Annotated in this window: 8 protein-coding genes; 7 read left to right on the top strand and 1 reads right to left on the bottom strand. The window is 34.5% G+C overall.

Going from position 1 to position 12,799, the window contains the following annotated elements; genetic code table 11:
* Positions 1 to 264: 264 nt before the first annotated feature.
* The 5 genes from porN (at position 265) to HHU12_RS31205 (ending at position 10,311) form a co-directional block, all read left to right on the top strand.
* Entirely contained in the window at positions 265 to 1,122 is an 858-nt protein-coding gene (gene porN / locus HHU12_RS31185; protein WP_169660657.1) for a type IX secretion system ring subunit PorN/GldN, read from the top strand.
* A 101-nt stretch (positions 1,123 to 1,223) separates the two neighbouring features.
* A complete protein-coding gene (locus HHU12_RS31190) occupies positions 1,224 to 6,599 on the top strand; it encodes an alpha-2-macroglobulin family protein (RefSeq protein ID WP_169660658.1) in 5,376 nt (1,791 codons plus the stop codon).
* The gene (locus HHU12_RS31195) at positions 6,592 to 8,349 is read left to right on the top strand and encodes a BamA/TamA family outer membrane protein (RefSeq protein ID WP_169660659.1); all 1,758 of its coding nucleotides are present in this window, start codon (positions 6,592 to 6,594) and stop codon (positions 8,347 to 8,349) included. Before HHU12_RS31190 ends, HHU12_RS31195 begins: the two co-directional genes overlap by 8 nt.
* Before the next feature lie 344 nt (positions 8,350 to 8,693).
* The gene (locus tag HHU12_RS31200) at positions 8,694 to 9,254 is read left to right on the top strand and encodes an RNA polymerase sigma factor (protein WP_169660660.1); all 561 of its coding nucleotides are present in this window, start codon (positions 8,694 to 8,696) and stop codon (positions 9,252 to 9,254) included.
* On the top strand, positions 9,235 to 10,311 hold the full coding sequence (locus tag HHU12_RS31205) for an outer membrane beta-barrel protein (protein ID WP_169660661.1): 1,077 nt from the start codon (positions 9,235 to 9,237) through the stop codon (positions 10,309 to 10,311). Before HHU12_RS31200 ends, HHU12_RS31205 begins: the two co-directional genes overlap by 20 nt.
* Positions 10,312 to 10,692: 381 nt before the next feature.
* On the opposite strand, the gene HHU12_RS31210 is transcribed toward HHU12_RS31205, so the two are convergent.
* Positions 10,693 to 11,313 carry an RNA polymerase sigma factor gene (locus tag HHU12_RS31210; RefSeq protein WP_062619345.1) on the bottom strand — a complete coding sequence of 207 codons (621 nt, stop codon included), beginning with the start codon at positions 11,311 to 11,313 and terminating at the stop codon, positions 10,693 to 10,695.
* 330 nt (positions 11,314 to 11,643) lie between these two features.
* Here HHU12_RS31210 and HHU12_RS31215 point away from each other — a divergent pair, with 330 nt between their 5' ends.
* Both HHU12_RS31215 and HHU12_RS31220 read left to right on the top strand, forming a co-directional pair.
* Complete coding sequence (locus HHU12_RS31215) at positions 11,644 to 12,102, top strand: nucleoside deaminase (protein ID WP_169660662.1); 459 nt, start codon at positions 11,644 to 11,646, stop codon at positions 12,100 to 12,102.
* Complete coding sequence (locus HHU12_RS31220; RefSeq protein WP_169660663.1) at positions 12,102 to 12,590, top strand: tetratricopeptide repeat protein; 489 nt, start codon at positions 12,102 to 12,104, stop codon at positions 12,588 to 12,590. Before HHU12_RS31215 ends, HHU12_RS31220 begins: the two co-directional genes overlap by 1 nt.
* Positions 12,591 to 12,799 lie beyond the last annotated feature (209 nt).

The raw sequence follows: 12,799 nt of genomic DNA on the forward strand, positions 1-12,799 counted from the left end.
GTACGCACGGTTCTGTGAGAGGGATAAATATGGGATAGACGTAGACTTATTCCATATTTACCCTACTTGATTTTATGAATAATTGTAATAAATAATAAGGAACCGAAAATTGATCAATTAAAACCTAAAATTCCTTTAATATTAATGCTGGCCTTACATCATTTTACTCATTAACAGTAAATCCTCTTTAAATTTACCGTGTAATGAATGTGGCATGATATTTTTATTATATCTGTTACATTAAGAAATAATCCATCTATCAGTATGCAGAAGAAAATAGTTATATATATACTAACAGCTTTTTTATTTATAGTGAGTCAAGAGTCGAAGGCACAAATGGCAGATACGCTGTCTAATCCGCACTCTGTGATGAACATCCAGAATTACGAAGTAATGTGGAAAAAATCGCTGTGGTTTAGAGTGAATTTACAGACTAAGATCAATTATGGATTCTTTTCGAAAAATAAAGAATTAACTAAAATCATAATTGATGCTGTAAAAAATGATAGAATTCTGCCGTACACAAGTGATACGTTAGAAACAAGATTATCTAAAGAAGAGTTCTTATCTCGTTTGATTATTCCTCAAACAGTAGGAGAGACAATTGATGATGACGATGAAGCTTGGGGTGATGTTGATGGAATGACTTTCAAGAATGATATTGGTCAGAAACCTGGTGATGAATATTCTCCAGAAAGACTTTGGGTTATTGAATTAAAGGTGGATAGAGTTTTTGATAAGAGAAGGTCAAAAATGTATAACGATTTAATAGCTGTCAACTTGATTATTCCTGCTTCTGAAAATCCTAAAGGTATTGATATTGAATTAGGCTCTTTTTCTTATAGAGAATTGAATGAATTGGTTTTTCATAAGAGAGATACGAACGGAAAGTTAGTAGAAGATCCTGATGCTATTTGGTATAACGCTGCTAACTCTGCCCAGAATAGAAATTTAGGAGATGCATTTGCATTGGAATTATATGATGGACGATTGATCAAATTTGAAAATCCTCAGGATAATTCAATTATCATGATGTACGGAAATAATAAAAAATCGCTTTACCAATCACAAGAAGCGGTTTATAAATTGCTGGAATACGAAGCCCTGTTATGGGAATATTAAAAGATTTATGTAATATATTTTAAAGTCATATCACCGATATGACTTTTTTTGTACCTTTAATAGGTTCACAAAAACAACTTTCCATAAACCACTTATAAGAAATGAAACAAAAACTGCAAGCAAGTCTATTACTGCTTTTATTTTTTAACTTACTGATTGGGTGTAGTACCACTACAGAAAACAAAGAAGCTAAGGTTATTTATAACAATTTTGACGGTGAAATATCACTGAAACAGAACCTTTCTGTTACATTAAATCAGGAAATAAGGGAGTCAAAAAAAAACCAATGGCTTAACGAAGAATATTTTTCCATTTCACCTGAAGTAAAAGGTAAATTTCAATGGACATCTAAAAACACAGTGATGTTTTCTCCTGAGAAAGGTTTTAGTCCAAGTACTGATTATACATTAAAGCTATCAGAAAGTGAATTTGCTAAAGAAGGAATTACACTAGATAAAAGTCAATTAAATTATACTTTCCATACTCCTTACCTAAAGGCAACGTATGCTAGTATTGCTTGGGCTTTGGGAAAGAATAATCAAGCTGAACCTCACTTGACTCTAAATTTTAATTATTTTGTAGATAGTGATAAAATAGCCGATAAAATAACTATTAAGGATGGTGATAGGGTTTTAAAAAGCGAACTAATTTCTAAAGGAACAAGAAATCAAGTTGTCATTGCGATTAAGGATGAGATTCCTCAAAAAGAGGTAGCAGTGAATATTATTATTCAAAAAGGAATTATGCTAAAGAGAGCCAAAGTGGCTTCTAAAGAGCAAAAGTTGAAGTCGATTATTCCTAAGAAAGAGAAATTCGAGATTTCATCTGTAGTGGCAAAAATTCTTTCAGATCAGAATGTCATCGAAATCAAAGCCAATCAAGGAGTCTATAATGAGAAATTAAAATCTAAAATTTCAGTCTCTCCAAGAGTGGCTTTTGAAGTGGAAACCATAGAAAGTGGTGTACAATTAGTAGGTGATTTTAGAGCAGGGCAATCTTACACTGTATCAATTTCTTCTGAAGTAAAAGGTGTATTTAGAACAAAATTAGGAACAAGATATAAGAAGAAAGTAGTTTTTGGTGAAGTAGAACCAAGCATTTCTTTTGCAGATAAGAAATCAATCTATATGTCCAATAAGAGTAGCAAGAAGATTGATTTAAACATTATCAGTGTTCCTGAAGTAGACATCAATATCTATAAGATTTATAAGAATAATCTTTATGCTTTCTTTGACGATAATAGTAACTATCAGGAAAGTGATTATTACTATTATGGCCCTCAATATTATAAATTAGGTGATGAGGTGTTTTCTCAAACAAATGTAGCTGTTAATGATTTACCAACGAGTGGTAATTTCCAGACTTTCTCATTGGACTTTTTAGATGAAAACCGATTCAACGGGGTTTATGTCGTTGAGATACGTAGTTCAAAGAAGAGATATTTAGCTGCTAGAAAACTGATCAGTATTTCTGATATCGGTCTTTTGGTAAAACAAGGAAAGAACAGTGTATTAGTTTATGCTAACTCAATTGCTGATGCTTCTCCATTAGAAAATACAAAAATCACTTTAGTAAGTAGAAACAACCAGGAATTAATTTCGGTTAATACGAATGCAAAAGGTGTAGCAGAATTCAAGGATATTAAAAGTGCTACTAAAGGCTTTAATGTAAGAATGATCTATGCTGAAAAAGGAAGTGATTTCAATTACTTAAGCTATGATCAGACAAGAGTAGCTACGGAGCGTTTTGATGTAGGCGGTATGCGTATGAACAGTACTGGTTTGATGAGTTACATTTATGGAGATCGTAACCTTTACAGACCTGGCGAAACAATCTACTATAAAACGATCACGAGAGACAAAGATTGGAATCCAATTTCAAATCAACCAATCAAAATCAAAGTTTACTTGCCAGACGGTAATTTATTAAAGTCTGAAAGAGGAACGCTGAATGAGGAAGGTACATATGAGTCGGAAGTGAAGTTGATGGACGGAGGTGTGACAGGCTATTATACTATTGAAGTTAGTACTGCCAATGATATCATTCTTTCTTCAAAAAGAATCAGTGTAGAAGACTTTATGCCAGATAGAATTAAAGTCACAACTGAAACTGATAAGAAGCAAGTGGATGTGGACAGTAAATTTGAAATCAAAGCTACTGCCATGAACTTGTTTGGAACTCCAGCGTCAAACAGAGGTTATGAGGTAGACTTTTCATTAAGCAGAAAAACACTTTATGTAAAAGAACTGTCTGATTATAATTTTAATCTTCAAGGAAATATTTCATTACGTTATGAAGATCATCTAAGACAAGCCAAAACAGATGTAAGCGGTAATTTATCAGAGACTTTCAAAATAGGAAAGGTTTATAAGTACAGTGGTATTTTGGAAGGTAAACTATATACAACCGTTTTTGATGAATCAGGAAGACCAGTAAGGAGATTGAACAGTGTAGAAATTGCCACTCAGGATTATTTCTTAGGTGTAAAGGATCAAGATTGGTACATTAAAACGAGACAGCAGGCAAAATTACCTTTAGTAGCTGTTGATAAAAACAGAAAGGTTAAAAGTGGTGTAAAAGCAGAAGTGGAGTTGGTTCGTTATGAATGGCAATCTGTGATGGAAAGTACTTATAATGGCAGGTATCGTTATGTTTCTCGTAAGAAAGAAATTCCTTTAGAGCGTACTACAATTACTTTAAATGGTAAAAATACAACTTTTGATTTCTTGCCAGAAGCGTCAGGAGAATATGAAGTAAGAGTACGTCTTCCTGAAGCAAGAACTTATATCTCAAAAAGATACTATGCATATGGTTGGGGGATGACTTCGAGCAATGCTTTCCAAGTAGATAAAGAAGGTAGAGTGACAATTGAGGCGGAGCAACCTAAATATAAAGTAGGTGACAAAGCGAAGTTACTATTTAAAACACCTTTCAAAGGAAAATTATTAGTAACCGTAGAGCGTGATGATGTATTATCACACTATGAATTGGACACAGATGAACAATCTGCTTCATTAGAATTACCAATTGAAGAAGACTATCTTCCAAACATTTTTGTAACAGCAACACTGATCAAAGGAGCAAAAGATAACGCTCTTCCATTGACAGTAGCACACGGTTTTACTTCTGTAAAAGTTGAATCTCCTAAATCAAGATTAGCATTAAAAATCAATGCTCCTGAGGCAAGTAGATCAAACAGAACACAGGAAATAGAAGTGGTTGCTGAAAATGGTGAGAAAAACATTGAAATGACAATTGCTGTAGTGGATGAAGGTATTCTTCAAATCAAAAACTACAAAACACCAAATCCTCATGCTTACTTCTATCAAGATAGAGCATTAGGTGTAAACACATATGACGTTTATCCTTTGGTAATGCAGTTTAAGCAACAAGCTAACAGCTTTGGTTCAGACATGGCCAATCTTGGAGCAAGAGCAAACCCTATGGTCAATAATAGAGTGAACTTGGTCGCTTTCTGGAGTGGTACATTGAAAACGGATTCAGATGGTAAAGCAACTTTCAAAGTGGATATTCCTGAATTTTCGGGTGAGTTGAGAATTATGGCAGTAGCCAATAAGGAGAAAGCCTTTGGTTCAGCAGAAGCAAGAATGAAAGTGAAAGATCCATTGGTATTGAGTGCTTCTTTACCAAGGTTCTTAAGCCCTTCTGATGTGAATGATGCAAGTGTGATGATGACCAATACGACAGATAAAGAGTTGAAAGTAAAAACGAAAGTGGATGTTTCAGGTGCTATATCGGTCAATCAATCTCAATTGGAAACTGTAACTATTCCGGCTAATACAGAAAAACGAGTTTCCTTTAAGCTAACAGCGGCACAGGAAATTGGAGAAGGAAAAGTGGTAGTGGTGGCTAATGCTAATGGAGAGGACTTCATTACAAAGACCAACCTAAATGTAAGGCCTGTGACTTCACTATTAAAATCAACTGCAGCGGGAGTTGTAAAAGCAGGAAACAATAAAAATGTAGACTTGAAAAAGGATTATATCAGCTCTTCAGTAAAAGGTAAACTTTGGTTGAGTAAATCACCGATGTTGGAGTTTGCAGAAGATTTAAATTACCTGGTAAGATATCCTTATGGTTGTGTCGAACAAACAGTTTCAGCAGTATTCCCACAATTGTATTTAGGTGATTTATCTTCAAAAATGTCGAAAGATATAAGTGAAGGAAGTGTAGATTACAATATCAATGAGGCCATCAGAAAGCTTCAAAGTATGCAGATTTACAACGGTGCTTTGACGTATTGGCAAGGTGGGAGTTATGAAAGTTTCTGGGGATCGGCTTATGCCTCTCATTTCTTGATGGAAGCACAGAAAAGCGGTTATCAAGTAAATCAAAGAACGTTGGACAAACTGTTGGATTACTTGAGTAAGAAAGTGAAGAAGAAAAGTACTCGTGACTATTATTACTATAGTAACGGAACTAGAATAATTGAAAAAACGGCGAGTAAAACAGTTTTCTATTCACTTTATATCTTAGCAGAAGCAGGCAGAGCAGATATCGCTACAATGAATTATTATAAGCAGAACCAGAACTTGATTCCTAGAAATTCAAAATATATCCTTGCAGCGACTTATTTAAGAGCAGGTGATCGCAAAACATATCGTCTTCTTTTACCGAACAAGTTGAATATGGATAAAGCGGAAAAAGAATTTGGTGGAAGTTTCTCTTCTTCTATTAGAGATCAAGCATTGGTGTTAAACGCACTTTTAGGTACTGACCCTAAAAATGCTCAAGTAGGTACAGTGGCAAGACACTTGACAGAAAGCATGAAAGCTGAAAGTTGGCTGTCTACGCAGGAGAGAGCATTTAGCTTGCTGGCATTAGGAAAGTTAGTGAAGAAGGCAAATTCACAAGATGTAAAAGCTTCTATTAAAGCTGATGGTAAAGGTGTAGGCAACTTTAATAATGATGACTTAATACTGACAAAAGAAGTATTAGGGAAACAAGTGAATATTGCAGCTTCTGGAAATGGAGAGCTTTATTACTTTGCAGAATTAGAAGGCTTAAATGCCACTGGAGTATATCCTGAAGAGGATAAAGGCTTGAAAGTTAGAAGAACATATTATAACCGAGAAGGGCAAACGATCACTTCAGATCAGTTTACACAAAACGATTTGATTATCGTTGGCATTAGTTTGGAAGCGGATTTGAAGAAGATCGAAAATGTGGTGGTTACTGATATGCTTCCGGCAGGTTTTGAAATTGAAAACCCTCGTTTAGGAGCTGTTCCAGGAGTGAAGTGGACAAGAGATAAAGCTTCTACACCACAGCATGTTGATTTCAGAGATGACCGTGTGAACTTCTTCGTGACAGCAACGGCAAAACCAAAAACGTACTTCTATGTTGTAAGAGCAGTTAGTAAAGGTACATTTAAGGTAGGGCCAGTAAGTGCTGACGCAATGTACAACGGTGAGTACCGCTCGTATCACGGAGCAAAATCAATCGTAGTTGAATAAAAACACAAAATATAGTATCCATAATAAGCAGAGTAGAGCATTCTTTTTGAGTGCTCTACTTTTGCTTTTTATATCTGTTTCATTTGCCCAAACTACATCATATACTGTTCAATTTGACTTTATTGATCAACAAGAAAATAAACCTACAATACAAGAAAAAGCTATTTTCAATACAATAGCAGAATGTAAAAACTATAGTGAAAACCTGCTGTATTATTGGAGAACTGAAGGTTATTTTATGGCTTCAATTGACTCCGCTTTTACAGAAAATACCATCTATATGAATAAGGTTTTCCTTGGACCCAAATCAGAAGAAATTAAAATCAATATACAGTCTGTTAATCCACAAATACTGAAAGGAAAGTATTGGAGAGGTAACTCAAAAGAAAAGTGGGTAAAGCTGAAAGATCTCAATATAGCGAAGGAACAAGTTGTCACTTATTACGAAAATCAAGGTTATCCATTTACTTCAGTAAGTATTGATTCTATAGGTTTTGATGGTAAAAACTTAACTGGCGTACTTGATGTAAACTTAGGTGATGCCGTTGTTTTAGATACCTTAATCGTCAAAAGAAATACACCATTAGGTGTTCATAAAAAATTCTTTGAATCTTACTTAGGGTTAGAAAAAGGAGAAACTTTTAGACAAAGAAATGTCGATAAAGCCACTGTAATATTAGAAGAAACGCCTTATCTCAGGTTGATCAATGATCCTGATGTTGTTTTTGAATATGGAAAAGCAATGGTGGAAATTCCATTAGAAAAAAGAAAGGCGAGTAGAGCAGACGGTATGCTGGGAATGGCTCCTAATGGTCAAAATGAAGGAGAATTGTTGATCACAGGACAAATATTACTAGATCTTTGGAATCCGTTTGGAACCGGTAAACGATTTTTTATTGACTGGAAAAGACCAGATAATGACTCTCAATGGTTCAATGCCAAGTTTGAATATCCAAGGTTGTTTAGGTCCACTATAGATTTCGTATATGATATTAATCTTCAACAACAAGATTCTACTTTCTTGAGGGTAGATAACAGCGTTCAGATCAAAAAAAGAGTATCGACAAGAGGAAGTTTAAGTTTGGGAGCTTCATGGAAATCGAGCAGAATATTAAGAGAACTCAATGAGAATGACGTCGACACATTAAACGATACCCAATCCATTCTTTATTCTATTGGTTATAAATGGCAGAATTTAGATAACCCTATCTCTCCAAGAAGGGGATGGAGGTATGAACTGATGTTTACTGGTGGACAAAGAAACATTATTTTTAACCCAGCCTTACCTTCTGATGTTTATGAAGGAATTCCGCAAAACTCATCTTTGCTACAATGGTATTTGGAGGCTGAATATTACTTTGGTATATCAAAGTGGTTGGAAGGATATTTAAAAGTAGAAGGAGCACAAATGCTTGGTGATAATTTATTTAAGAATGAGTTATTTAGATTAGGAGGTTTCAGATCACTAAGAGGTTTCAACGAAGGTGAATTATTTATAGATAGATATGCTTACTTTACTTTCGAACCAAGAATTAATATGGGAGACCAATCTTTCCTTTTCCTTTTTACAGATATTGGAGTGGCCGGTCTAGAAGAAAAATGGGATTTCCCAATGGGTATTGGAGCCGGTATCAATATCTCAACAGCATCAGGTGACTTCTCCATTGCCTACGCATTAGGTAGAACGAATGACATCCCTTTTTCTACACAATTAGCCAAAATACACTTCGGATTTATCGGTAAATTCTAATTTAAATCAATTAACAAATACATTCTTTTTTAAGATTGATTAAGTGTTTTTTTAAAACCAATTAAGAGTTAGTGTGAAATAATTAAAAATATAACTCGCTAATAATCAGTATATAATAATATTTCTATACCTTCGATCACATAAACCTCTACTCAATTTTTACATTTTCTGTGTCTATAATAAAGAGCATTACTAAAATGCTTACGACACAATTGACTTAAGGTGAAACAGTTAAACTACTTGATAGTGTCAAATTAAATGAAAAACGTCTTGCATCATGTAGTAGCTGTAATATTGATTTTTTTATACTGCTTTTGAGTAGTTTAAACTTAACTTAATCCATCATGTTAAGAGATGAAGAATTAATCCAAGGCTGTAAGGTCGGTGACAAAAGAATGCAACGTAAGTTGTACGAACAATACAGTGGTGTATTGATGGCTGTTGCATGTCGATATTCAAGGACCGAAGAAGATGCAAGAGACATTTTGCAAGAATCTTTTGTGAAAATTTTCAAGAAGATAGATTCTTTTAGAAATGAATCTTCTTTAAAACATTGGATGCGAAGAATTGTTGTCAATACAGCCATTAATTATCAGCGTTCAAAACTTTATTTATATCCTATGATGGATGTAAATGATATGTACGATCTAAAAGAGGAGGCAGTAGCCCTTTCGGATTACAGTTTCCAGGAATTATTATCATTGTTACAAAAACTTCCTGATGGTTGTCGTGTAATCTTTAACTTGTATGCTATAGAAGGCTATAAGCACAAAGAAATTGCGGAGATGACAGGTGTGACTGAAGGTACATCAAAATCCCAGTTTTCAAGAGCACGAAAACTTTTGAAGGAAATGATTGAAGAATCACAACTAGAAAGAAATTACTATGCAATGGAAAGAGGATAACAGAGGAGATTTTGAAAACTTCTGGAAAGATGCTTTTCAAGATGAACAAATGTCTCCACCGGAAGGTTTATGGGATGACATTGAAGCTGAAGTCGATCAAATTAACGAAAAGAAAAATCACTTTACCTTTTTAAAATCAGTTGCTGCTTTAATTACCGTAGGATTATTAACGAGTTTCTTAGTGAAATATGAAGCTCCCCATTCTTTGTCAAATGTAGCAGGCTTTGAAAGTAAAAATGTAAATATGGCTTCTATGGTTTCGCCGATATTATTTGAAGCGGATGCCATTAAAGATATAGAACTGCTTGATAAGCATATCTTACCAAGAATAAAAAAAGTGGCTGTGAATATTCCACCACAAATGCCCTTTATAGCTTTAGAAGAAAAAGAGAACAATACACCTCAGTTACTTACTGTAGCTAGAAACAATATTGAAGTAGAAGAGGAAGAAATCGAAGAGCAATTCTCAGAATTGGGTATTGTAAAAAGAAGTAAGGTTGTATCCACGAAAGAAAAACAAAAGAAGCATTATTATGTCAATGCGGAAGTGGGGATGTCACGCTTCGATCCTAATATAAAAATGAATGGTCAAGTGGTATCACAGAATACAGTATCACCTACTATTGGTATTAATGCCGGAATGCAGTTTGAGAAAGGAGTATTTGTAGAAGCCGGCTTGAAATATGCAGATTACACTTATAAAACAGGTCTGACAGAGCTTGGAGAACTGAATCAGAAAGTGGTTTCAGCACCTGTAAAAGTGGGATATGCCATTGAAAAGAAGAAATTGAGATTGGCAATGCACGCCGCTTTAGTGACAAGTTTGATTGTTGCTCAAAGTAGCACAGATAACGTTTCGGATAGCATTATGGATCAACCTGTAAATGTATCAGGTCAGTTAGGAGCAGAATTGAGCTATCAAGTTACTCCCAAAACAGCATTATCATTAGGTACTTCTTACGGTATGTCATTAAATGATCTAAGTAATGATACGAATGTGTCAGCAATGTCAAATAACTATATGATTAGCATGGGTATTAAATATAATATCATCTAGGAATAGAACTTGATGAAATGAAAAAGAGATTGTCTTATCAATAAATGAAGACAATCTCTTTTTTTTATGGAGTTTACTGTGGCCCTTTTTATGGGAATTTTCAATAAAAAAAGAAAGGCCACCAATCAGTAACCTTTCTTTATGAGCCATTTAGTTTATCAGTTCGAAGAATCTTCTTGGTCTATTGCTTTTTTCGCAAAGTCCATAATATTTTTTATAGTCCTCTGACTAGGTTTTTCATTAATTCGGTTTAGTGCTGCTTTTACCTTGACACCATTAATCAAAAACGCCTCACAACTACTATCATCAAGTATGAATTCTTTATCTTCTTCACTTAAAGTAGTGTAAGATGTGTCTCTGTAAAGCCAACTCAGTACTTTATTAGAACACTCTTTGTTTAGATGTTTTTTGTCTAACTGCATTATTGGAATTTTCGCTTTGTTGCTCCATCATTTTACGAAGGTTGATGAGCGCATAACGCATTCTACCCAAAGCGGTATTAATGCTTACGTCAGTAGAATCAGCAATTTCCTGAAAACTCATTTCCATGTAGTGACGCATTACAAGAACTTCTCTTTGCGTATCAGGCAAACGGTCTACAAGATTTCTTACGTTAGTTTGTGTCTCTAATAAGATTCTTTGATCCTCAATAGAAGTTTCAGAGAAATCTAAAGTATCAAAAACACTGCTTCCATCTTCCATGATGATAGTAGGGTAACGCTTTTGCTTACGGAAATAATCGATTGCCATATTGTGAGCAATACGAGAGATCCATGGCATAAACTTACCTTCCTCATTATATTTCCCAGCTCGAATCATTTTTATTGCCTTAATGAATGTATCTTGCAATAAGTCTTCAGCTACATACTCGTCTTTTACAATTAATAAGATGCTTGTGAATAGCTTATTCTTATACTTGTTCAATAACTGTTCAAAGGCAGCTTCACTACCATTAAGGTATTGAGCAATTAATTCTTGGTCTGAGAGTGTATAATGTTTCATCCTTCGTGCTTTTAAAACGTTAACTCAAAGTACTTTATTGTAGATCTTGGGATAAATATTAAAAAATGTATAATTAACACCATCGTTGAATCAGTAGTACTTTATTTAAAAATTCCGTATTGTAAATGTTTGAAAATATTGAGAATATTCAAATTTCTTTGTCTAAGGATAAGATGCGTTTATCGAAAAGATGGGATCATTCGTCTAAACAGGCCCTTTTTAGCAGTTGAAAACCTCTTAAAAAACAGGTTTTTAGCTTTTGAATCAAAAAATCAAGAAAAAGTGATTATGCATTCACTTAATTTTAAATATTAGAATAGTACAATTTTTATGGATAATTCTTCTCAGGATGTCAAATTTATGAGGCTTGCACTGCAAGAAGCTGAAAATGCTTTTGAGGAAGGTGAGATACCTGTAGGGGCATTGGTAGTTGCCGATGGAAAAATAATTGGTAAAGGATACAATCAAACCGAAAAGCTTAATGACCCTACGGCTCATGCTGAAATGCTGGCAATTACAGCAGCAACGAATCATTTAGGTTCAAGACATTTGAGTGATTGTACTTTATATGTAACTTTAGAACCCTGTGCAATGTGTGCTGGAGCCATCTTCTGGGCACAAGTGGGGCGGATAGTTTATGGAGCAAGTGATGAGAAAAGAGGCTTCAAGTCTTACTCTGAAAAACTAGCTCACCCAAGAGCAAAATATACTACTGGTATTCTGGAAGAAGAATGCCACGAAATTTTAATGAAATTCTTCAAGAAACTAAGAGATAAAAGAAAGAAATAATGGATAAGGACTTAATACTAAAAGTAGAGAAATTATTGCAAGAGGAAGATTTTTCAAATATTCCTGATTTATTGTCCCCTTATGTAGATAAAGAGGTAAAAGCAAAAGAGTTATTAGGCTTGTGTTATTTAGGGCAGTGGAATAATGAGGAAGCGGAAGCTATTTTTGAAGAGTTGAAAGATGCCGTAGCGGATAATGCGGATTACCATTATTATTATGGAGCGAGTTTGGGACAGCAAGCTAAAGGTGCCAATATGTTGAAATTGATGCAAATTGCACCGAAGTCTAAAGCTGCATTTGAAAGAGCAATTGAAATCGACCCAAAACATGTACCTGCACACTGGGGATTATTACGTTATTATGGAAATGCGCCTGCGATGTTTGGAGGATATCCTAAAGGAAAGGAATTAGCAGATTCATTGGCGACTTTTAATGAAAAAGAGGCACAAGATGCTTACAATTTCTTAAAAGATAAATTCGGTAAATAGAAAAGACTTTTGCCGTATTTTGATGAAAATGAAAAAACATACCTTATAATAAGGTTGTATTAAGATATATTTCAAATTGTAATACGGAAAGATATAAATTGTTAAAGAAGTAGTTGAGGTCCCTTAAAACCTCAACTATTTTTGTTTGCCCTGCATGCAAACTATCCCGACAGCTTGAAAGAAAGCTGTTTCGCCCCTCGGAGGGAAGA

This window comes from Flammeovirga aprica JL-4, assembly GCF_012844305.1.
Taxonomy (GTDB): Bacteria; Bacteroidota; Bacteroidia; order Cytophagales; family Flammeovirgaceae; genus Flammeovirga; species Flammeovirga aprica.